The sequence below is a fragment of the Chryseobacterium hagamense genome, assembly GCF_007991455.1.
In the GTDB taxonomy this organism is placed as follows: domain Bacteria; phylum Bacteroidota; class Bacteroidia; order Flavobacteriales; family Weeksellaceae; genus Chryseobacterium; species Chryseobacterium hagamense.
Genome location: NZ_BJYJ01000001.1, coordinates 16,004 through 37,909 on the forward strand (window position 1 = coordinate 16,004; position 21,906 = coordinate 37,909).

Here is a 21,906-nt window from a genome sequence, read left to right on the forward strand (position 1 = left end):
AAGCAGAAATCCATCTGCGGAAAATTTAAATTTAATTTTTAGCTGCACTGATTTTTTAAATAAACAATTCATCTTTTCGCAAAAAGCAGGGATTTGTCTTTTTATTAAATTAAGTGTAAAATTAACACTTATATAAAACTAACTTTAATTAAATGAAATTTTTTATCGACACGGCCAATTTAGAGCAGATTAAAGAAGCCAATGACCTGGGAATTCTGGATGGTGTAACTACCAATCCGTCACTTATGGCAAAAGAAGGCATCAGCGGGAAAGAGGCCATTCTAAAACATTACAAAGATATCTGCGACATCGTAGATGGTGACATTTCTGCGGAAGTTCTTTCTACAACCTATGAAGAAATGATTGCAGAAGGCGATATTTTAGCCCAAATCCATTCAAATATTGTGGTGAAAATCCCAATGATAAAAGATGGAATCAAAGCTTTAAAGTATTTCTCCGGCAAAGGAATCAAAACAAATTGTACGCTGATTTTTTCCGCAGGCCAGGCCCTTCTTGCGGCAAAGGCCGGAGCTACCTATGTTTCTCCGTTTCTGGGAAGACTGGATGATATTTCTACAGACAGCTTAAATCTAATTCAGGAAATCAGAACCATTTTCGATAATTATGGCTATGAAACTGAAATTCTTGCAGCATCAGTCCGCCACTCGATGCACATCATCAACTGTGCAAAAATCGGTGCTGATGTTGTGACTTGTCCTATTCAGCCGATACTTTCATTACTAAAACATCCATTGACAGATTCAGGTTTGGAACAGTTCGTCAAAGATTCACAAAAAATGCAGTAACAGGATGCACGATATTTCAAAATTAAAAGACATCGCTTCGCAGGTCCGGAGGGATATTGTAAGAATGGTCCATGCCTGCCAGTCGGGCCATCCCGGCGGCTCATTGGGCTGTACCGATTTTCTGGTCGCTCTGTATTTCGATGCGATGGAAAGAAAAGAAGGCTTTGATATGACGGGAAAAGGGGAAGATGTTTTTTATCTTTCAAACGGCCATATTTCCCCGGTTTTTTACAGCGTTCTGGCACACGCGGGCTATTTCGGTAAATCGGAACTGGCCAGTTTCAGAAAGCTGAATTCCAGGCTTCAGGGCCACCCGACGACCCATGAACATCTTCCGGGAGTCCGTATTGCATCGGGTTCGCTCGGGCAGGGGATGTCGGTAGCCATCGGTCATGCAGCCGGGAAAAAACTGAACAAAGATCCGCATCTCGTTTTCAGCCTTCACGGCGACGGCGAATTGCAGGAAGGGCAGAACTGGGAAGCCATCATGTATGCTGCCCACAATAGGGTAGATAACCTGATTGCCACCGTAGATTACAACGGTCAGCAGATTGACGGCCCGACTTCAAAAGTACTTTCTTTAGGCAATCTCAGGACAAAACTTGAAGCCTTTGGCTGGAAAGTGCTGGAAGTGGAAAACGGAAACGATATGGAAGAAATCCTGAACGTGCTGGATGAAGCGAAATTATCAGCCGGAAAAGGCCAGCCGATCGGTATCTTATTAAAAACAGGAATGGGTTATGGAGTCGATTACATGATGGGAAGCCACGCCTGGCACGGAAAAGCCCCGAATGACGAACAACTGGCCAAAGCACTGGACCAGCTGGAAGAAACTCTGGGCGATTATTAATTGAATAAAGATATGGGCAGCTTAATGCGTCTTCCGTTCCCGCTTTTTTGCAAATTTGCCAACGCATTTTCCAGCACTAAAATCTGCAAAAAGAGCTCCACTCAAGCCGGGCTGCGAGAAATCAGGGAAGGAAATTCATCGATTCAAATAGAAAAATAAATCAAAAGAGATAGATTCGCCGTTCCAAACAAATTGATTATAATAAAAATCAGAAGATAAATATTTTTTTCGAAGGACAAGTGAATTTGCTCTGATGTTTACTTTTTACAGATCGCCCCTACGGAGCTTGATGCTCTGGAATCAATTTTTCTATTAACAGTTCGCCACGCTGTGGCTTTAATTTAATAGGCTTAGAATAATAAATGCTCCATAGGATCAAACTGATAATAGATTTAGAGAATTCAGTATCAAAAAACTTCGTAGAGATGACCTGTACAGGTTTTAATATTAATGATTCAAAATCTGGTAGAAACAGAAAAAACATTAAATGCAATTTTCTTATTCAATTACGTCTAAAGTCCTTTGCTGATTTGCGAACTTAAAAAAGTCGGTAGCACAAAACCTTAGCGGGCTTTGCGTTAAAAACCAACAGCAACCAAGAAATTGGACGATTATTAAACAATTTCGAAAGCCTGATTTGTATTAATTATTTTAGAAAAAGTCCTGTAAAAGGTAAGCTATCAAGTGGTAAATTCCTTTGCTGAGTTTACGCCTTTGCGAACTTAAAAAAGTCGGTAGCACAAAACCTTAGCGGGCTTTGCGTTAAAAACCAACAACCAACTGATTTGTCGATTATTAAATAATTTGAAAGCCTGATTTATATTTATGATTTCAAAAAGGTCTTATAAAAACAAAGCTAATGTCAGTGGGCTTATGCATGACGCCGGTTCTCAAAACAATTTGAAATCGTTGTGAAATTTCTTTGCTGAGTTACTTCTTTGCGAACTTAAAAAAACAGTCAGTAGTACAAAACCTTAGCGGGCTTTGCGTTAAAAAAAACAACAACAACCAACAGATTTAAACAATGAAAAAATATACCTACACAGAAAAAAAAGATACCCGGAGCGGTTTCGGGGCCGGCCTGGCAGAACTGGCCGATAAAAACCAGGAAGTCGTGGCGCTTTGCGCCGACCTCATCGGTTCCCTGAAAATGGAAAAGTTCATCGAGAAAGCACCTGAACGGTTTTTCCAGGTCGGCATTGCCGAAGCCAATATGATCGGAATGGCCGCAGGCCTGGCCATCGAAGGTAAAATTCCGTTCACCGGAACGTTTGCCAACTTTTCCACGGGACGCGTTTACGACCAGATCCGTCAGTCGGTGGCGTATTCCGGGAAAAATGTGAAAATCTGTGCTTCTCACGCCGGGCTTACCTTAGGGGAAGACGGGGCTACCCACCAGATCCTGGAAGATATCGGCCTGATGAAGATGCTCCCGGGAATGACGGTCATCAATACCTGCGATTACAACCAGACCAAAGCGGCTACTATAGCGATTGCCGATTATGACGGTCCGGTGTACCTGAGATTCGGAAGACCGGTGATTCCTGTTTTTACGGATGAAAACCAGATTTTTGAAATCGGCAAAGCCTGGATGGTGAACGAAGGAAAAGAAGTCACGATTGTGGCGACAGGGCATCTGGTTTGGGAAGCCATCAGAGCCGGAGAAATCCTGGAAGAGCAGGGGATTGATGCGGAAATCATCAACATCCACACCATCAAGCCGCTGGATACGGAAGCCATTCTTAATTCGGTTAAAAAAACAGGCTGTATCGTTACTGCTGAAGAACACAACCGGTTAGGCGGCTTAGGAGACAGTGTAGCACAGCTTCTCATCACCGAACACCTGGCACCGCAGGAATATGTTGCGGTAAACGACAGTTTCGGAGAAAGCGGAACGCCTGACCAGCTGATGGAAAAATATGGATTGACGGCCGGCGATATCGTAAAAGCCGCTAAAAAAGTAATGAAACGGAAATTAGGCTTTAAGCATAATTTCAACGAAGGCTCGAAGTAGAATTCGGATTGATAGCCGGATGCCGGATGCCGGGATTTCCTATTGTCAATTAAAGGAGGTATGAATTTATTAAGTGAAATCGTTTATCAACTCATCAAAAAAGAATGGATAAAATACGTTGGGGCATTCTGGGAACAGGAACTATTGCGCATAAGTTTGCATCGGACCTGAAACGGGTGGAAAATGCCGAACTGACGGCAGCAGGTTCCCGTTCGCTGCAGAGTGCGGAAGCTTTCTGCAGAGAATTTGATATTCCGTTAAGTTTCGGAAGCTATGAAGAACTGGCAGCACATAACGAAATCGACATTGTTTATATTGCTACGCCCAATCATCTCCATCATCCCAATACTTTACTTTGCCTGAACCATGGAAAAGCCGTGCTCTGTGAAAAACCGTTTGCCCTGAATGCACGACAGGCTTCGGAAATGATAACGCTGGCCCGTCGGAAAAATATATTTCTGATGGATGCCTTGTGGACAAAGTTTCTCCCCCATTATCAGAAAATGCTGGAAATGGTCAGAAGCGGGAAGCTGGGAGCTATAAAAATGGTCCGTGCCAATTTCGGTTTTCAGGCCAATGCGGAACCGGATTCCCGTCTGTTAAATCCTGAAATGGGCGGCGGCTCGCTGATGGATATCGGGATTTACAACGTGTTCACCGCTTTGGACATTCTGGGAGAGCCGGATGAGATCAGTGTCAGCATCAATGCTACGGAACAGGGGATCGACGAACAATGCGCTGTTGTCTTTAAGTACAACAGTGGAGCGATGGCCAGCTTATTTTCGTCAATTTCTGCAAATGTGGAAACGGAAGTGGAAATCTGCGGAACGCTGGGCCGGCTGAAATTAACGGCACCTTTCTACGATTCAGCATCTGTTCTGGAACATGAGGCTGATGGAAAAAAGAACTTTATCATGACAGAGAAAGAAGAGGGTTTGGGCTATCAGTATGAAGCCCGGCATGCGACCGGCTGTCTTTTAGAAGGAAGTGCTGAAACTATGGTGGTTCCTCATGATTACAGTATTTTGCTGATGAAGACTTTAGATAAAATACGGGATCTTGCCGGAATCGTATTTCCGGATATGTGACGCTTTCAATTGCTCAGAAATAGCTACCTTTAGCCCTTATTTTAAAACTTAAATTTTCCATCCAAATATAAAGCAGGTTTATGCAGGAACAATTAATCAACGATACTTCGGAAGCATTCCGGTCGGTATTCCAATCGGAACCGGAACGTCTTTTCCTGGCTCCGGGAAGAATTAACATCATCGGTGAACACGTGGATTACAGCGATGGTTTTGTACTGCCGGCGGCTATCGACAAATACATCTGTTTTGCCGTGAAGCAGACGGAAGATTCCGGAACCTGTACTTTTTATGCCAAAGATTTTAACGAGTCTTTCAGCTTTCAGGTTAGCGAAAAACAGGTTCCGGTTGCTCAGATGTGGGTTAATTATTTATTGGGGGTTTTCAACGCCATCCAGGAGTCGGGCAAAGAGATCGGAGGCCTGCAGATTGCTTTCAGCAGTAGCATCCCGATGGGTTCGGGGCTGTCTTCTTCAGCAGCTTTGGAATGCGGGTTTGCCTACATCCTGAATGAACTTTTTAATCTGAATTTTACCAAAAAGGAACTGGCCCTCATCGGTCAGAAATCCGAACATACCTTTGTCGGCGTAAACTGCGGGATCATGGATCAGTTTTCATCCGTTTTTGGAAAGGAACATCAGGTGATGATGCTGGACTGTCATTCCCTGGACCATCAGTATTTTGAAGCCAATCTCAAAGGGTACAGCCTTGTCCTTTTCGACAGCTGCGTGAAACATACGCACCTTACTTCCGGCTACAACAACCGGCGGAAAGATGTAGACCTGGGAAAAAAAATATTGTGGGAAAAGTTCCCTTCCGCAAGCAAATTCAGGGATTTCAGTTTTGAAATGCTGGACGAAGCGAGAACGGAAATGGGAGAGGTTGCTTACAAAAGATGTTTTTACCTTTTAAAGGAAATCAAAAGGGTAGAAGAAGCTGCAAAAGCTTTATCGGAAGGCAATGCCGGATATCTGGGTAAGCTTCTGAACGAAACCCACACCGGGCTTTCCACGGAATTTGAGGTAAGCTGTGAAGAGCTTGATTTTATGGTAGGGGAAACAATAAAACATACCGGTGTTACGGGAGCAAGAATGATGGGCGGCGGCTTCGGCGGATGCAGCATCAACCTGATCAGGGATGAATATGTAAATGAAGTAATCGAAAGTATATCAGTAAAATACAAAGCTGCTTTCGGTATTGAAATGAAAGTATACCGGGTAAAAATATCGGACGGAATCAATGAATACAGTAGAAATGAACACATCCTTTAATCAGAAACAGCATCCGCACAGAAGATACAATCCGCTTTTGGATGAATGGATCCTGGTGTCTCCGCAACGTGCCAACCGGCCATGGCAGGGTCAGACCGAAGAGAAAACGGAGGAATCCCTTCCGGCACATGATGAAAACTGCTACCTGTGTCCGGGCAATGTCCGCGTCAATGGTGAAAGGAATCCGGAATACAAAGGTGTTTATGTCTTTAACAACGACTTCGGTTCGCTGATGAAAGAGGAGGTAGACGCTTCCGTAGAATCCTCGGGCTTCTTTACTTTACAGCCGGAACGGGGAATCAACCGGGTGATCTGCTTTTCCGACAACCATAGCCTCACACTGCCTGAAATGGAACCGGATGCTATAAAAAACGTTGTTGAGGTCTGGCAAAGGCAGTATGAAGAACTGGGAAGTCTTGATTACATCAACCATGTCCAGATTTTTGAGAACAAAGGCCAGATGATGGGCTGCAGCAACCCGCATCCGCACGGCCAGATCTGGGCGCAGTCTTCCATTCCTTCCATCATTTCAAAAACCCAGGAAAACCTGAAGAAATACTTTGAAAAAAACGGCACTTCGCTGTTGGAGGATTATGTTAAAAAGGAACTTGAGGCCGGGGAAAGGATTATTCTGGAAAATGAAGATTTTGTAGCAGTCGTTCCTTTCTGGGCCGTCTGGCCGTACGAGACGATGATTGTAAGCAAACGTAAAATTGAAAATATCCTGCATTTTTCCGAAGCCGGGAAGGTTTCCCTGGCCTCGATGATTAAGGATTTAACCACTAAGTATGATAATCTTTTTGAGATTTCATTTCCCTATTCAGCCGGGATCCACCAGTCGCCCACCGATGGGAAACCGCATCCGGAATGGCATTTCCACATGCATTTTTATCCTCCGCTGCTGCGGAATGCAGAAGTGAAGAAATTCATGGTCGGTTACGAAATGCTGGCCGAGCCGCAACGGGATATCACCCCGGAACAGAGTGCCGGGGTACTGAAAAGCCTTCCGGTTGTCCATTACAAAAGCAAATAAGACAAAGAGGCTGCTATCACAGGATAAGCAGCCTTTTTCAGGTCAGATTCAGTCATGCGTTGAAATGAATTTGAACGGTAACGCAGCTTTAACCACCAAGAGAGATGAAGGAATTAAAATGTGATTAAGAAAAATCAAGGATTTTTATTTAGCGTGAAGCTTAAGCAAATCTGATCCTCAGTTTTCCTAAATATCTTATCAGCTCTTAATGGTTTTAGCGTATCTGAAGCCAGATAGTAGATGGGTACCTTAAGGCTATGGAATGTGAGTGAAAAAAGCTTCCATCTCCCAGCCAAATCATCTGATTTCTAATTCTAAAAAATTACGCTCCGAATTTCTCCACCGCTTCCTTAGAGACCGGCGTAAAGAAATTCACCAGGTTACCGTCGGGATCCCTGACAAGAAGCGACCGGTTTCCCCAGGGCATCGTGGTGGGTTCCTGAACTACCGGAATGGATGCGTCGTTTTTCAGCCGGTCAGACACTTCATCCACATCATCCACTAAAAACTCGATAATAGCCGTTCGGTTCGCAGCAGCTTCTGCAATGTCCTCACCACCGAATAACTGCAGGGTACGGGTGCTCCCGATCGCGAGAGTGGCCACCGGTGTCTTTATTTCTGCAAAATCTTCGGTATACCGTATCGCCTCAAGGCCCGTTACTTTTTCATAAAAACCGGCCAGGCTGCTGGCATCAGCCGTAATAATACGCAGGGAAGTTAATTTCATTTTTCTGATTTTTAAAATTATGCACCAAAGATAAGCAGGTCCCGTGACAAGGGGGTGTCAGTAGAGGTTTGTTTTGCTACACCTGTTAATCATTTTTTACTGTATGGTAACTTGAACGGTATTCAACTACATCCAGCCGGAATTCGGTTTGGTCTTCTGTTAAAATAACGTGAATTCGACCGTATTTAATTTAAATTTAGCTGTTTAGTAAAAAAAATCAGGTTAATTCAGTCAGGTTTTTTTTAAGAGAATTCTCTTTGATAGAATGACAAATATTTCGCCTGATCAGCAACACCTTCTGATTGTATTTTGACAAAAGAATTTCCGGCATCCGGTTTCCTTTTCCCAGCTATTACCTGATGTATCCTTCGGTTTCAATAAGGCTATAATTAAAAAGATTAAAATCTATCGTAACGAAGTGTGGTATGATATTTTTATGGTTATCTTTGATTAATCTAAATAAATATGAATTTCCCTGATCAGATTCACGCAGGCGAACTCCTGTCTGTCTTATTTTATTCTCCTAATGCGACCGCGGTATATCAAGACGAGGATGTAAAGATCTTGAGCGCCAATGAAGCCATGCTTAAATTCTGGGGGAAAAGCCGGGAAATTATCGGAAGGGATTTCTGTTCTGCTTTGCCTGAACTGGATGGGCAGCCTTTTTTTGAAATTCTGAGAAAGGTCTGGCTGTCCGGAGAAACCTTTATTGCCAAAGATTATCCTGCCGTCCTGCTGACCAATGGTTTTCCGGAACAGTTTTATTTTGATTTCGAATACAGGGCGATTTTAGGTCCTGACGGAAAAACAAAATATATCCTGCATACAGCCTCTGAAGTTACCGAACGGAGAGAAGCTCTGAAAATGGTAGAGGAAAAATCCAGGTCGGAGCAGAAGCTTATTGATGACCTGTCGGCACTTAATGCCGAATACCATGTTACAAACGAAGACCTTATTTCCAAACATGAAGAACTTTTTAATGCCAATAGTGAACTTTTAAGAATAAAAAAAGAATTGCTGACAGCCAACCATACCCTGGCGGAAAATGAAAAACGGTTTAAAACACTGGTTGAGAAATCGCCCGTTGCTATGGCTTCATTACAGGGAGAAAACTTTGAAGTGGATATCGTAAATGATAAAGCACTCCGGATCTGGAATAAAGACCGGTCGGTGGTAGGGATGCCCTTATCCGAAGCACTTCCCGAACTGAAGAATCAGCCTTTTATCGGTATTCTTGAAGAAGTATACGCTACCGGAAAGCCTTATTTCGGCAAAGAATTAAAAATCATGCTGGAGAGAAGCAGCGAACTGACGGAATGCTACCTTAATTTTGTATATCAGCCTATTTTAGATGAAAATAATGAAACCGTTTCTATTCTGGTGGTTGCCACTGATGTTACCGAACAGGTACAGGCCCGTGAGTCCATCGTTGAAATTAAAAACCGGTTGGAAATTGCGCTGGATGCCAGCCGGTTGGGTTCTACGGAAATCAACCTTTCAACCGGAAGAATGGACAGTACCAATCAGTTTAAATACAATTACGGCTACCGGACGGAAGATGAATTTACTTATTTGGACCTGTACCAGTCGATCCTGCCGGAATACCGGAGGCGTATTAAAGACCTGGTGAAAGATTCCATTAAAAACAATGAAGTATATAAGGCGGAATATCCGGTAAAATGGAAAGACGGTTCCATCCACTGGATTCAGGCCCACGGAATGCCGAGATTCAACAAAGACGGAGTAGCCGACCGGATGGTAGGGATGAATGCCGATGTTACCGATAAGAAACTGGCCGAGCAGCGTAAAGATGATTTCCTGAGTGTCGCCAGTCATGAGCTGAAAACCCCGCTTACCGCAGTAAGGGCATCTATACAGCTGCTGAACCGGATTAAGGAAAAACCGTATTCCCAGACGCATATCCGGCTGATCGAGCAGTCCGACAAAGGCATTGAAAAGATGTGTGTACTCATCGATGATTTGCTGAACATGAGCCGGCTGGGCCAGGATCAGCTGATGCTGGAATACCACCATTTCAATCTTTATGAAATGCTGGACAAAAGCTGTCACCATATCCTGCTGGAAGGAAAGAATCAGGTTTCGGTATCAGGTGACAAGTCGCTGGAAATTTATGCTGACGAACATAGGATCGAACAGGTGGTGATCAATCTCCTTAATAATGCCGTAAAATATGCCAAAGGCTCGAATGAGATACACCTTTTTACAGAAGCTGAACCCGACTGTATAAGAGTTTCGGTACGTGATTTCGGACAGGGAATTCCGGAAGCGGTTATTCCGCATCTTTTCGACCGCTATTACCGAGCGGAGCATATCGGAAAATCCTATTCCGGGCTCGGGCTGGGACTTTATATCTGCTCGGAGATTATTAAAAAGCATTCCGGAAAAATAGGTGTAATCAGTAAGATGGGCGAGGGAAGCACATTCTGGTTTACCCTTCCGAGGAAGAAATCCGGTAAGGGTCAGGTGATGACAGAATAATATTTAAAACTGATCGAAGATAATATTTAAAACTGATCGAAGCCTGGGCTTTCTCTTAACTTTTGTCAATTAATAATTACGGGAGGAAAACAATATGGTTCCCGGTTCCTAAATTAACGTGAACCCGAAGAAGAACCTTGATTAAGCGGGTGGGAGAAGGGTGCCGGAAGTTTCTCTTGTCAAATACATGATGAAAGGTCCTGATCATCAAACCGAATAGGTTATCAGAAAATTTTTTATGTAATCCTCAATAACCGGTTTCGGTTATTTTTCATTCAGAGACGGATTAATATCGTTTTAAAGTCCTGAAGGGCCGGCTTGGTACAGGATAGGATAAAATCCTGTCGGAAACATGAACCGTTTCCTTGTTCTACCAAGATAAGTGGTATCCAAAATCCCGACCGAATCATTCTGATTTTATTTCTGAGTTAATTAATCGGTTGGATATGATGTCGATACGGTTGAATTCAAGTTAAATTAATCTGAAATAAAACATTTCACTGTTCTTTAAATTTTAAAAAACAGGACACAAAAAATCTCCGCTTATAAATCATTTATAAGCGGAGATTTTTTATGGTAGAATAATCAACGATGCCTAACCCCTTTCTGATGGTAGTTCACCCCCTGATTTGCTGCCTGGTAGTTCTTATTCAGTTTTTCAGTATTCGGCTCGTAATGGTTGGATACATTGATTTTACCCTGTGATTCAGGAATGTTGAAATGGACTTCCTTTCCGTTTTTGTACGTCTTATTGTCAAACGTACGGTAAAGCTGATTTTCACCATAGGTATTTCCGTCCGGTGCAGTAAATGTTTTCGTTTCTCCCTTTTTCTTTTTCAATCCGAAATAAATCAGAGAACCGCCTGCGATTAAGCCTAAGGCTACTTTTATTTTAGTATTCATAACAACAATTTTCATTACCCAAACAAATAATCTGCCAAGCAAAGCCGGTGGCCGGTTGTGTGGTATGTATTTAAAAATTAATAAGCCGGATTTTTTCAGCAAAAGTTAAAAATAAAGGTATTTCCAGAGCTCCAAGGAACTATTCAACGTGAACCCGAAAAAGAATTTGGATTAACAGGTTGGAAAAGGGAAGCCGGATGCCGGAAATTTCTTCTGTCAAAACAGGATCAAAGCAAATCTTTTGTCATTCTATCTGGGAGCGTTCTTATTTAAAATTCTAACCTAACGATCAAGCCTATTCATCTTTCCTCGATGCATACGCTACGCCATCTCTTCATTCGTAAATCTTCAGGTTTTTTATGATGAAAATAAAATCATATTCTGACTGGTAATTTATACTGACTAAAATTCCTTTAAATCAACCTGAAAGAACAAGGGATCAGAAGCCAATGATTGATACAAATAAATCTGCGCAGTCTGCAAAATCTGTGTTTGCATATTAAATTAATATCTGACAGTCGCTGAATCTTTATTCTTTGATCAGGCGTATCCATTAAATTTAAATATCATAATTTTTTATATAAAACAGATTTTTTTGCGGATGGTCCCATACTTGCAGAAATAACACCGTTATTCCTGCGACGGAGCAGAAATTTATTCTGAATACCAATCACACAAAATATAAAATAATGGAAAAGCAAATCACAAGAAGAAATGCATTGGGGAAAATTGCAACAACAATTGCAGTAGCAGCTGTAGCACCGGCAGCCTTTGCACAATCCCAGAACAAAAAGACGAATCCTGCGATGGGGCCGGATCTTACGGACCCGACGACCAAATATCCGAGACCTCCTTTTAAAAGACAGTTTCAGCCGTTTCCGGGACTGGCCGGCAAAATGGATCCCATTCCGGATCATGGTGAAAAAACCTATGTGGGATCAGGCAGGCTGATGGGAAGAAAAGCGCTGATTACCGGAGGAGATTCCGGAATAGGAAGGGCAGCGGCTATTGCTTATGCCAGAGAAGGAGCCGATGTGGCCATCAACTATCTTCCGGAAGAAGAACCGGATGCTAAAGAAGTTGTTGCACTGATCCGTCAGGCCGGCCGTAAAGCCGTGGCTATCCCGGGAGATATCAGGACGGAGGAATTCTGTAAAACATTGGTTGCCCGGGCGGTTCAGGAACTGGGCGGGCTTGACACCCTGGTGAACAATGCAGGACATCAGAAAACCCACGAATCTATTCTCGACATCAGCACCGAAGAATTTGAAAGGACAATGAAAACCAACATCTACGCACCGTTCTGGATTATCAAAGCAGCTTTACCGCACCTGAAACCCGGCTCGTCGATCATCGGGCTATCTTCCGTCCAGGCTTACGACCCGTCGGAAAACCTGTATGATTATGCCCAGACCAAAGCGGCAACCACCAGCTATGTAAAGTCGCTGGCCAAGCAGCTGGGGCCGAAAGGCATCCGGGTGAACGGCGTAGCACCGGGACCGGTATGGACCGCCCTGGAAGTAAGTGGTGGACAGACCCAGGAAAATATCGAGAAATTTGGTGAAGAAACACCGCTGGGGAGGCCGGGACAACCTGCCGAACTGGCATCCATATTCGTACAACTAGCCGATAACAGCGCCAGCTTCACTACAGGGCATATCTACGGTGCAGCAGGAGGAAGCGGCCAGCCATAAAAAATGACCATCAGACAAAAAAAGCTGTCCGCTCGCCGGACATCTTTTTCTGTTGGATTTTATAATTAAATAGAGATTCGTCAGAAAGCTTTATAAGATCTGTTGCCATTAACTAGTATTAAATTTTTTAAAAATTCAAATTCTACGATTTATATAGCTAAGAAACCTTCAATTAGTGTGTTGAAGTAACTCTGTGAAAATTAAAAAGAAGTATTCGTAAAAAATATCTTTGTGAGCTTCATGTTCAAAAGAGGTTATGCAATCAGCAGGGTTTTGACAGGCTGCCGGACCATATTATAAAAACTATTCATCGAAAATTCTTGCGATCTTAACGAAGTGAAATCAAAGATTCGACGAAGTCAGACGCCTTCAAATTTAAAAACATTTAATAGTTAAAAAATCTTCGCAGACTTTGTGCTTAACCACCCAATCTCTCTATTGTAAAAAATCATTGATCCATCAATCCGCACGATTAAATTAATAATACATTTGTACAACATATTAACACCAAAATACATGAATATCCATTTAAATTCAAAGAACGCCTTGGTCGGTGCTGCTACCCAGGGAATAGGAGCCGGCATTGCCACGGAGCTGGCCCGGTGCGGGGCCAACGTTACCGTCATGGCACGTAATGAAGAAAAACTGAAGGATTTCGTACTTTCGCTTCCTGTTATAACCGACGGTCAGAAACATGGGTACCTGGTAGCTGATTTTTCAGATTTTGAAAGCTTTCAAAAAATTATTAAGGGCTATTTCCGGGATCATGACGTCGATATTCTCGTCAACAATACCAATGGCCCGAATCCGGGATTGGCATCAGAAAAAAGTACGGAAGATTACCAATCGGCTTTTAACCTGCTTTTCCAGACCGTTTGTGAAACCACGAACCTGGCACTGCCTTACATGATTAAAAAGGGGAGAGGCCGGATTATCAATGTCTCCTCCCTATCGGTTAAAGAGCCTATTCCTAATCTGGCACTTTCCAACTCCATTCGTTCGGCAGTGATCGCCTGGTCGAAAACTTTGGCTACTGAAGTCGCCCAGTATCAGGTCACCATCAATAACATCCTGACAGGATCCTTTGATACCAACAGGATTAAGGATCTCATTGACCATGAAGCCAAAGAAACAGGTGTTTCTGCTGAAGAAATCAAAAAGAAAAAAGAAGAAAAAATTCCGATGAAGCGCTTGGGTAGACCGGAAGAGTATGGCCATTTGGTGGCCTTCCTGGCTTCGGATTATGCCGCTTACCTTACCGGAACGAGCATCCCGCTGGATGGCGGCCTGAATAATACGTATTAGAGCCTTAAATTACAAAGACTGTCCGGATAGACAGTCTTTGTAATTTTATTCGTCATAAAGCAATCTGCCATTAAAGGGCTCGCTCCATTTAATCAGGATGCTTTCGTTGTGCCGATGCATATCGGCCTGTACAATTTCATACGTTCCGTCTGCGGTCTGTCTTTCGATGATCAGATTGGCGCCGATACCTACGATTTCTTTAGGGACTTCAAGAATATATATTCCGGTTTCATCTTTCCTGAAATCCTCCCTGCTGAAAATTTTATGTGCCATGATTGTTATTTTTTATGTTGTTCGAGATAGAGAATAAACCGTGCCAAAGAGAATTTTCTTATTTTTTCTTAAAAACTCTTAAATAAACTTAAAATTTTAACTTTAAAATTTAAATGGCACAATATTTTAATGTAGTTATGTAACTCATGTTTAATTTGAGTTTTCATGGTTATTAGTTTTTATCCTCAGATTCTTTCTGAGGATTTTTTGTTTTGTAACGGACTATAAAAATCAGGAAAGGAAACGGGTCAAGCTCAAAAGTTGGGTAATAGTGAAAAAGGTTTATTAATTGGAAAGATAAAAGCGACTTTCATCTTATTCCACTAAACGATATCGTCATTTCCGGAATTTATAATTTCGGAATAATATTCACAATGATCAATTGCTGAAGGTAATGTATCATGCTGAGCTCGTCGAAGACCTTTGTGAACGAGAAATCTGCGCTTTTAATGTAATCTGTTCTTAACTTCGATAGCGTTTAAAATTTTCTCTCCCAACTTTTGTAACTGATCCCTTATCAGCTTATCGTTTTTTTCAACCGACCTCTTCTGATGAAGTTTAGTCTGATCTTTTGCTCTGTCTTCAAGATTTAGGATCAGTAGTATGCGGCTGTTCTCAGAATCGGGGAACTGGTATACAATAAACCTGGCGGGTTCATCTGCTGCAAAAACAATCGGAAAAATAAAAAAGGAATGGCTTACAAAACCATTCCTACATTTATAACGAAAGTAGTGACTTATTAGATAGCATAGGCCCCGCGGTTCTGATAGACGTTGATGCCTTCAATTTTATTATTTACCGTATTATAGATAACCTCAACGGAAAAATGCGAAACTTCATAAAGAATGTATTTCGTTGTTTTCACCATCCTTTCATTCATGACTCGTCCCTCATTCATTACAAAACTGCATTGCTCCTGGTTTGGCATATTTTTAAAATCGTAATATGAAATGTTCATAGCTGCTGTTTTTTAATCGTTTCAAATTCATATAGGCAATTAGTCTGCCAAATTTTGTTAAAATTTATATTATTTTTTAATTATGATGAAATTTAATAGCCAGATCTATGATTCCGGTACTGACAATTCCCTGATAAGGCGAAAAGTAAGATTAATTCTGGGTTTCATCGGTTTTGTGGATTTTGCGATGCGGTGTTCCCAATGTACCTGCAGGTCACCCTTCATGATGAGCAATGAACCGTGTTTCAGGGCCAGGCTGTGTTTCAGCTGATGGTTTTCAACATTCCGGAAATCGAAATTCCGTACCTGCCCAAGGCTTACGGAAGCAATCACCGGCCGGTCGCCCAGCTCACTGTCTTTATCACGGTGCCAGGCTACCGAATCATTGCCGTCGCGGTAAAGATTCAGCAGAACGGAATTGAACTTGTATCCGGAATGTTTTTCGATTTTAAGTTTCAGGTTCAGCAGCTCCGGTGACCATTGGTTGACACCGAATTCGTTTCCTTCCAGATGATAATTTTTGCTTTCGTCACCATACCAGGCTGTCAGACGAGGGGTGATCACCGTTTTATTATATATTTTCTGTGTAGACTGTTTCCAGGGCGTATCCTTCAGCAGCTTTTCCTCAAGCCTGGATGCTGCGGCCTGCGGGAGAAAATTTCCGGTATAGTCCAGCAATTCTTCCGGAAACCGGTAGTATTCATCTTCATCAAATAAACTTAACTGACTCACGTAACCTAATTATTTTTCTTTAAGATCTTTATTAACTTGCTGTTCCGCTTCTTTTGCTTTCTGTTCCTGTGCTCTTTTTTCCTTCCTTTGCTGCCGTTTCGTTTTTTTCTCGGCGCGGCGCTCCTGGCGGATGACTTTATTGGTTTTCCTGTTGTAGAGCGCCTCGAGAATGCCCTGGCCTTTTTTGCTGAAAATTTTCACTTTCGGATGTTCATGGGTACCGGTTACCACCACCGGGAAGCCGATAATTCCGCCGGGAAGGATGCCCACCCGGATCCTCAGGTCGAGCAGGCCGTTGAAACTTGTCGTACCGCTGATTGTGGGCCTTAAGATAGAAACTTTAAACGTAAATTTGTCTACGTGGATCAGATTATTTTTAATATGGGTCTCGATATTCACCCCTTTCATATCCGGATCATTGAAAGCCCTTGCTCCGATATTGTCGCCGACGGCCGAAAGCATTTTTAAATTTTTCACTTCCACATCCCGGAGATTGACGATGCCGCCGCCCTCAAGGGAAGGATAGATCGGCTTCATATTTTTATCAAGATCACCTTTCAGTTTATAGTCTATCGATACGATGCCTTTTACGTTTTTGGCTGCGGTTGCCATTTCCCTTACCATATCGATTTCCTTGTAAGCACGCTGAACGTCAAAATCCAGCACTTTCAGGGCAACATCATAATTCGCGGTGAGCGGGGATTCATTCTGGTACCGGGCATCAATACCCATCCGGCTTCCTATGATGTCAAATGAAGTATTCTTCAGGTAGACCATTCCTTTTTGCACGGAGGCGGTTCCTTTTACATGGTTTAAGCCTAACCCTTTAAATTCCACTTTTCTGGCATTGACGCCCAGGGCAACATCGAGGTTTTTAGGAATCATCACCACACCGCTGCTTTTAGGATTTTCTACTTTGGCATATTCCACATCAATCGACTGATCTTTGTTATCCCCTTTTTTCAGAGCCATAAATTCATCGATCAGGATGTAATTCGAGTTCAGCCCGAACTTCCCGTGAAGGGTTCCCTGGCGTTCAATAAAATAATTGATCGTATTGAGCAGGTAACCGTTCAAAGCAAAATCGGATTTTCCATAGGTGGCAAAAAACTTCTGAAACCACATTTTTTCATTTTCAAACCGGAAGTTCCCTTCTTTTATATAAAATGATTTGGGAAGGTAGGCGGTGGTGGCTTTAATATTTTTCAGGATTAAAGTTCCCTTGTTATCGAGCTTGCTGTATTGTCCCGTTGTCGCGTAGCTCTGCCGTCCGTTCAGGGAAAGATCGGCCATGATCAGCCCGCTGACATCGAGTCCCTTCTTTGCAAAGACCCGGTAAATCCTTCCGACATTCAGGACGCCTTTTGCCCTTACCTTATACAGGACATCTTCAAAATTCTGTAGATCAGCATTGACGAAAACCGGGTTGCCCTCGAAATCAAACTGAAAAGGATTGAGCTTTATGCCCAGGCTCCTGAAAGTTCCGTCGGTATTGATGATATTCGCAGCAATATTGATATTCTTGATCGGGTTCGGATAATATTGGGTTTTCAGCCAGCCGTTCTTCAAATTAAGGCTTCCGTTGGTCTTCGGGAAAAGCTTTTTGTCCAGGCTGAAAATCCCGTTGGCTTTAATATCCGTGTTCAGAAGACCGCGGACCTCTATATTTTTTAATCCTAATGCCTGATTCAGGGTGTAAAGATCTACTGCGCCTTTTATTTTGGCATCAATCTGCATTTCTTCCAGCCCTTTTGTCTTTACCACCGCTCTGAAATTATTGTTAGGCCCCAGATCGAATCCGAGCGTCTTAAAATGGATGCCGAGCTGATCCGTGTCGAGGTCAGGCAGGTCCACATTCAGGTTCATATTGAAATTTTTCATGGGTACCGGCGCTTTGCCGTTGGAAATAAATCCGTCGCTTACCAGCAGCCTTGCCTGTAATCTGGGCTTCAGGTTTCTCTGCTCGCTGAATCTTCCTTTCAGGCTGAAAAAGAGATCGCTGTTTCCTTCAATCCTGGTATCCTTTGCCCAATCCAGATATTGCGGCGGCAGTACCGAAATCATGTCACGGATCGTTGTTTTTTCGGAAGCCGCATTGATGTTCAGGTTATAGCCGTCTTTTAAAATACTTAAGAAGCCATTGAATTTTAATGGCAGATCGTTGATCCGTAATTCATTTTTTCTTAATACGAAGGTCAGCGCGTTGGTATTGATTCTTGTGATCAGATCGGCATGCAGGGTTTTCTGCCGGGCATAATAAATCCTGTTGAGGCTCAAATCCAGTTTGCTGATATCCAGATCCGTCTCCAGATCGAAAATATCTTCGCTGAGTCCGCCTTTCCCGGTATAGTTCAGGCCTTTGGCATCTACCAGAACCTTTGCCGAATGGTCCCGGTAGGTAATGTTCCAGTTTTTTAATTTAATCAGGTCCAGTTTTACGGAAGTGCCCGAACCGGTTGTATCTTTTGGCTGGGAAGAGGGTTTTGAAACATAGACATTGTAATTCGCTTCTCCTTTGCTGTTCACGAAAACATTTCCGTAAGCGTCGGTTACATAAATCTCATCGATTTTTACCTGACGGTCGAAGATCAGGTTTTTCAGGTTGATGCCCACCGATACTTCCCGTGCGGCCAGCAGGGTGTCGTTTTCAAAAGGTCTGGATCCTTTCAGCAGGAAATCATCCACCGAAACCGTAAGGGAAGGAAAGTGCCTGAAAAAAGTAAGATGCGTCTTTTTATAGTCGAGCTTGCCTGCCAGGTGTTTGTTGGCAAAGATTTTTACCTGTGCGGAAATGGTCCCGGGAAACAAGATGGGGATAATAAACATCAGAAAAAGAAGAGAAGCAATAGAAATGCCGGCCCATTTCAGAATTTTCAGCGTTAATTTTTTAAACCGTTCCATGATCCTTTAATTTTAGCATAAATATTCTACACCCATCTAAAATCAAGCCATGGCAACTGCATTAAAACACGAAGGATACCACAGATCGTTTAAAAACGGACTGCTGGCATAATTTATTCATTACGCCTCCTAATCTAAAAATTAAAATTATGAATTACCAGGAAGCCCTTCAGCACAAAAAAGAATCCGAGCAGAATGCGGATGAATCCGTAGCCAAACTTTTTCACATCGTGATCACACCGGCCAATACGGACGAAAGTGCAAAATTTATCGAAGACTTTTTAAAATCCCCCGAATCGTTTGACGATGAAAGCTGCCGGCAATACAGTTCCGATGACGAATACGAAGTAGTGAGTTTCAAAAAGGAAACGGGTAACGATTAGAATTGGCAGTCTGGATAAGGGAAAATGGAGGCCGGAAGTTTTTGTGAGAAATATTTACTTCATCTCCTGAACTGATTTAAATTAAACTAGGTTTAGATTAACGATGGTCAGGATTAAGTATTTCTTCCAACTGAAGGATGAAATCACATTGAGCAGAGTTAATCTTCTTTTTAGCCTCCCCGGATTCAAACCACTCCCAACGGTCGACTTCCGGGATTTCAATAGCTTTTCCGGATTTTGGCGGCCAGCTGATGCTGATGGTATTGCTGTACAGTCCGTCCGTTTCCAGATCGCTTTCCAATGCCCAGGCATGAACGGTTTTTCCTGCTTTCTGTTTTACAGGCCTCAGTTCAATGAAATTTCCGCTGATTTTCTTTCCTGTTTCTTCGTAAAATTCCTGTAAGGCGCGTTCCATCAGGCTCTCCTCTTCAGAAGCTTCCCCTTTCGGAACCGACCAGGCACCGAGGTCCTTGCTTTTCCAGAAAGGTCCTCCCGGATGTACCAGGAAATAGAAAAATTTTTCATTTTCTCTTTTAAATAACAAAATTCCCGCGCTTGTCTTCATCTGATCAATTTTAATTAAAACCTTCTGATAGGTAAATATAATGATAAATCGGTCCTGATCTCAAAAGACTTCTTAAATCCCGGTTTATCATCCCAAGGTTTGTTTTGTAAAAATTATGATAAGTCCCTTAAGATTTGATGTCTCAAATTGAGATTTTATCAGTAAAACAGAGTATCTTTAGCGTCTTTAAAAAAAATGACTGTTATGATCAATGAAGTGAAGACCAAAGGCCGGAGCTATACCGTTCCGCTGATTACCATTACGCTTTTATTTTTTATGTGGGGATTCATCACGTGTATGAACGACATCCTTATTCCTTACCTGAAACAGCTGTTCAGCCTGACGTTCTTTGAATCGATGCTGGTGCAGTTCTGTTTTTTCGGGGCCTATTTTATCGGTTCCCTGATTTACTTTTTTATCTCAACGAGCAGCGGAGACCCTATCGATAAAGTAGGGTACAAGAAAGGAATCCTTTTTGGGATTTTCCTTGCAGCTTTCGGCTGTGTCCTGTTTTACCCGGCGGCCAGCCTGGCTTCCTATCCTTTGTTTTTAGGAGCACTGTTTATTTTAGGGCTTGGGTTTACGGTATTGCAGATTACGGCGAATGCCTATGTGTCCCTCCTGGGACCTGAAGATTCCGCTTCAAGCCGTCTGAACATGACGCAGGCTTTCAATGCTTTCGGAACAACGATTGCCCCTGTGTTAGGCGGGCACCTGATTTTCGAATTGTTTTCTGCCCCCGACGGTTCTTTTTCGGCAGCAGCCACGAAAATTCCATACCTGATCTTTGCAGGAATCCTGCTGTTGGTTGCACTGATCATTTCAAGAGTAAAGCTTCCGGACTTTAAAGTGGCGGGGGAAGAAGTGGTAAAAGGCTTTGGTGCCTTAGAACATAACCATTTAAAATTCGGCGTACTGGCGATGTTTTGCTACGTCGGCGGGGAAGTGGCCGTGGGAAGCTTTATCATCAGTTTCCTGGAACAGCCTCAGGTGATGAACCTTTCGGAAGTAGTAAGTAAAAATTACCTTTCCCTGTATTGGGGCGGTGCGATGATCGGGCGGTTCCTGGGAGCCATCTCCCTGAATCATTCCATCAGCCAGGGGAAAAAGGCTTTGTATATGCTGGGTGCAGCCGCTGCGGTTTTCCTGGTGATCTTCAGTATTGTGGATCTTACCTTTTCGCAGATCAGCTTTTTCCTGGTATTTATTGCTTTAAATTTTATCGCTTTCTTCATCGGAAAATCAGCTCCGGCAAGAACGCTTTCCATTTTTGCAGCAGTTAACGTTCTTCTGCTGATTTCGGCCATGCTGAATCACGGGGGACTGGCGATGTACAGCATTTTGGGCATCGGGATTTTCAACTCCATTATGTTCTCCAACATTTACACGCTGGCCATTTCAGGATTGGGCAAATATACGAGTCAGGGTTCCTCACTGGTGGTGATGGCGATTCTGGGCGGTGCCATCGTTCCGATTTTCCAGGGTTTTCTGGCAGATCAGTTCGGGGTTCAGCACTCGTTTATCATTCCGGTATTCTGTTATGTGGTCATCCTTATTTTCGGGGGCTACTGTACGAAATATCTTGGCCATGTCAAGCAGGATGCTGACGCCAAATCCGGACATTAAAACTTGATTTGTAATCAATTCATCAGGCTGTTTCTTATATGAGACAGCTTTTTTTATACCAACGGATGCTGTAATTGTAAGGGATTAAACACATAAGGCACATGAGATTTAAGTTTTCAGGAGGCTGAGGCTCTCGAAGCCCGTATATTTAGAACACATGAGATTAAAAAATCGAAGATTTTTTAGGTGTATGTCTTAACTTCGGTAAGGTGGCTAAGCGGATCCGAAGCCACGTACCGGCCGCTGATATTTAACCACAAAGCAACAAAAGATATTCATGC

The 21,906-nt window shown here is 42.8% G+C and carries 18 protein-coding genes; 11 read left to right on the top strand and 7 right to left on the bottom strand.

Annotated elements, in window-relative coordinates; all coding sequences use genetic code 11:
• Positions 1–152: 152 nt before the first annotated feature.
• From fsa to CHA01nite_RS00085, 6 genes are all read left to right on the top strand, one after another.
• Positions 153–806: a fructose-6-phosphate aldolase gene (gene fsa, locus CHA01nite_RS00060; protein WP_146939178.1), complete on the top strand. Its 654-nt coding sequence runs from the start codon at positions 153–155 to the stop codon at positions 804–806.
• Positions 807–810: 4 nt separating this feature from the next.
• Entirely contained in the window at positions 811–1,656 is an 846-nt protein-coding gene (locus tag CHA01nite_RS00065) for a transketolase (RefSeq protein WP_146939179.1), read from the top strand.
• A gap of 1,024 nt (positions 1,657–2,680) precedes the next feature.
• Positions 2,681–3,670 carry a transketolase family protein gene (locus CHA01nite_RS00070; RefSeq protein ID WP_146939180.1) on the top strand — a complete coding sequence of 330 codons (990 nt, stop codon included), beginning with the start codon at positions 2,681–2,683 and terminating at the stop codon, positions 3,668–3,670.
• 104 nt (positions 3,671–3,774) lie between these two features.
• Positions 3,775–4,758, top strand: a complete 984-nt coding sequence (locus tag CHA01nite_RS00075) for a Gfo/Idh/MocA family protein (RefSeq protein ID WP_146939181.1) — start codon at positions 3,775–3,777, stop codon at positions 4,756–4,758.
• An 80-nt stretch (positions 4,759–4,838) separates the two neighbouring features.
• Complete coding sequence (galK, locus tag CHA01nite_RS00080; protein ID WP_146939182.1) at positions 4,839–6,026, top strand: galactokinase; 1,188 nt, start codon at positions 4,839–4,841, stop codon at positions 6,024–6,026.
• The gene (locus CHA01nite_RS00085; protein WP_228458300.1) at positions 5,995–7,059 is read left to right on the top strand and encodes a UDP-glucose--hexose-1-phosphate uridylyltransferase; all 1,065 of its coding nucleotides are present in this window, start codon (positions 5,995–5,997) and stop codon (positions 7,057–7,059) included. Before galK ends, CHA01nite_RS00085 begins: the two co-directional genes overlap by 32 nt.
• Before the next feature lie 322 nt (positions 7,060–7,381).
• Here CHA01nite_RS00085 and CHA01nite_RS00090 read toward each other — a convergent pair whose 3' ends face one another.
• Positions 7,382–7,786: a VOC family protein gene (locus CHA01nite_RS00090; RefSeq protein ID WP_146939183.1), complete on the bottom strand. Its 405-nt coding sequence runs from the start codon at positions 7,784–7,786 to the stop codon at positions 7,382–7,384.
• A gap of 465 nt (positions 7,787–8,251) precedes the next feature.
• On the opposite strand from CHA01nite_RS00090, the gene CHA01nite_RS00095 reads away from it, so the two are divergent.
• Positions 8,252–10,285, top strand: coding sequence for a PAS domain-containing sensor histidine kinase (locus CHA01nite_RS00095; RefSeq protein ID WP_146939184.1), 2,034 nt, complete (start codon positions 8,252–8,254; stop codon positions 10,283–10,285).
• Between the two features lie 585 nt (positions 10,286–10,870).
• Here CHA01nite_RS00095 and CHA01nite_RS00100 read toward each other — a convergent pair.
• Positions 10,871–11,188 (bottom strand): hypothetical protein, encoded by a 318-nt coding sequence (locus CHA01nite_RS00100; protein WP_146939185.1) that lies wholly within the window; start codon positions 11,186–11,188, stop codon positions 10,871–10,873.
• Positions 11,189–11,877: 689 nt separating this feature from the next.
• Here CHA01nite_RS00100 and CHA01nite_RS00105 point away from each other — a divergent pair.
• Both CHA01nite_RS00105 and CHA01nite_RS00110 read left to right on the top strand, forming a co-directional pair.
• Positions 11,878–12,882, top strand: a complete 1,005-nt coding sequence (locus CHA01nite_RS00105) for an SDR family oxidoreductase (protein ID WP_146939186.1) — start codon at positions 11,878–11,880, stop codon at positions 12,880–12,882.
• Between the two features lie 516 nt (positions 12,883–13,398).
• Positions 13,399–14,187, top strand: coding sequence for an SDR family oxidoreductase (locus tag CHA01nite_RS00110; protein ID WP_146939187.1), 789 nt, complete (start codon positions 13,399–13,401; stop codon positions 14,185–14,187).
• 45 nt (positions 14,188–14,232) lie between these two features.
• Here the strand turns inward: CHA01nite_RS00110 and CHA01nite_RS00115 are convergent, their stop codons facing one another.
• The 4 genes from CHA01nite_RS00115 to CHA01nite_RS00130 form a co-directional block, all read right to left on the bottom strand.
• The gene (locus tag CHA01nite_RS00115; RefSeq protein WP_146939188.1) at positions 14,233–14,460 is read right to left on the bottom strand and encodes a glutathione synthase; all 228 of its coding nucleotides are present in this window, start codon (positions 14,458–14,460) and stop codon (positions 14,233–14,235) included.
• A 739-nt stretch (positions 14,461–15,199) separates the two neighbouring features.
• Positions 15,200–15,418, bottom strand: a complete 219-nt coding sequence (locus tag CHA01nite_RS00120) for a hypothetical protein (protein WP_146939189.1) — start codon at positions 15,416–15,418, stop codon at positions 15,200–15,202.
• 105 nt (positions 15,419–15,523) lie between these two features.
• A complete protein-coding gene (locus CHA01nite_RS00125) occupies positions 15,524–16,150 on the bottom strand; it encodes an alpha-ketoglutarate-dependent dioxygenase AlkB family protein (protein ID WP_146939190.1) in 627 nt (208 codons plus the stop codon).
• A gap of 9 nt (positions 16,151–16,159) precedes the next feature.
• Entirely contained in the window at positions 16,160–19,051 is a 2,892-nt protein-coding gene (locus CHA01nite_RS00130) for an AsmA-like C-terminal region-containing protein (RefSeq protein ID WP_146939191.1), read from the bottom strand.
• A 149-nt stretch (positions 19,052–19,200) separates the two neighbouring features.
• On the opposite strand from CHA01nite_RS00130, the gene CHA01nite_RS00135 reads away from it, so the two are divergent.
• Positions 19,201–19,434 carry a hypothetical protein gene (locus tag CHA01nite_RS00135; protein WP_146939192.1) on the top strand — a complete coding sequence of 78 codons (234 nt, stop codon included), beginning with the start codon at positions 19,201–19,203 and terminating at the stop codon, positions 19,432–19,434.
• A gap of 97 nt (positions 19,435–19,531) precedes the next feature.
• On the opposite strand, the gene CHA01nite_RS00140 is transcribed toward CHA01nite_RS00135, so the two are convergent.
• The gene (locus CHA01nite_RS00140) at positions 19,532–19,999 is read right to left on the bottom strand and encodes an NUDIX hydrolase (RefSeq protein ID WP_146939193.1); all 468 of its coding nucleotides are present in this window, start codon (positions 19,997–19,999) and stop codon (positions 19,532–19,534) included.
• A gap of 195 nt (positions 20,000–20,194) precedes the next feature.
• Between CHA01nite_RS00140 and CHA01nite_RS00145 the strand changes: the two genes are divergently transcribed.
• Positions 20,195–21,625, top strand: a complete 1,431-nt coding sequence (locus CHA01nite_RS00145) for a sugar MFS transporter (protein WP_146939194.1) — start codon at positions 20,195–20,197, stop codon at positions 21,623–21,625.
• Positions 21,626–21,906 lie beyond the last annotated feature (281 nt).

Excerpts from the sequence above, each read along its gene's own strand:
- CHA01nite_RS00100 (WP_146939185.1), bottom strand. The coding sequence starts at position 11,188 with ATGAATACTAAAATAAAAGTAGCCTTAGGCTTAATCGCAGGCGGTTCT.
- CHA01nite_RS00075 (WP_146939181.1), top strand. The coding sequence starts at position 3,775 with ATGGATAAAATACGTTGGGGCATTCTGGGAACAGGAACTATTGCGCAT.
- CHA01nite_RS00070 (WP_146939180.1), top strand. The coding sequence starts at position 2,681 with ATGAAAAAATATACCTACACAGAAAAAAAAGATACCCGGAGCGGTTTC.
- CHA01nite_RS00085 (WP_228458300.1), top strand. The coding sequence starts at position 5,995 with ATGAATACAGTAGAAATGAACACATCCTTTAATCAGAAACAGCATCCG.
- CHA01nite_RS00120 (WP_146939189.1), bottom strand. The coding sequence starts at position 15,418 with ATGAACATTTCATATTACGATTTTAAAAATATGCCAAACCAGGAGCAA.
- CHA01nite_RS00095 (WP_146939184.1), top strand. The coding sequence starts at position 8,252 with ATGAATTTCCCTGATCAGATTCACGCAGGCGAACTCCTGTCTGTCTTA.
- CHA01nite_RS00135 (WP_146939192.1), top strand. The coding sequence starts at position 19,201 with ATGAATTACCAGGAAGCCCTTCAGCACAAAAAAGAATCCGAGCAGAAT.
- CHA01nite_RS00145 (WP_146939194.1), top strand. The coding sequence starts at position 20,195 with ATGACTGTTATGATCAATGAAGTGAAGACCAAAGGCCGGAGCTATACC.
- CHA01nite_RS00105 (WP_146939186.1), top strand. The coding sequence starts at position 11,878 with ATGGAAAAGCAAATCACAAGAAGAAATGCATTGGGGAAAATTGCAACA.
- fsa (WP_146939178.1), top strand. The coding sequence starts at position 153 with ATGAAATTTTTTATCGACACGGCCAATTTAGAGCAGATTAAAGAAGCC.
- CHA01nite_RS00065 (WP_146939179.1), top strand. The coding sequence starts at position 811 with ATGCACGATATTTCAAAATTAAAAGACATCGCTTCGCAGGTCCGGAGG.
- CHA01nite_RS00110 (WP_146939187.1), top strand. The coding sequence starts at position 13,399 with ATGAATATCCATTTAAATTCAAAGAACGCCTTGGTCGGTGCTGCTACC.
- CHA01nite_RS00115 (WP_146939188.1), bottom strand. The coding sequence starts at position 14,460 with ATGGCACATAAAATTTTCAGCAGGGAGGATTTCAGGAAAGATGAAACC.
- CHA01nite_RS00140 (WP_146939193.1), bottom strand. The coding sequence starts at position 19,999 with ATGAAGACAAGCGCGGGAATTTTGTTATTTAAAAGAGAAAATGAAAAA.
- galK (WP_146939182.1), top strand. The coding sequence starts at position 4,839 with ATGCAGGAACAATTAATCAACGATACTTCGGAAGCATTCCGGTCGGTA.
- CHA01nite_RS00130 (WP_146939191.1), bottom strand. The coding sequence starts at position 19,051 with ATGGAACGGTTTAAAAAATTAACGCTGAAAATTCTGAAATGGGCCGGC.
- CHA01nite_RS00090 (WP_146939183.1), bottom strand. The coding sequence starts at position 7,786 with ATGAAATTAACTTCCCTGCGTATTATTACGGCTGATGCCAGCAGCCTG.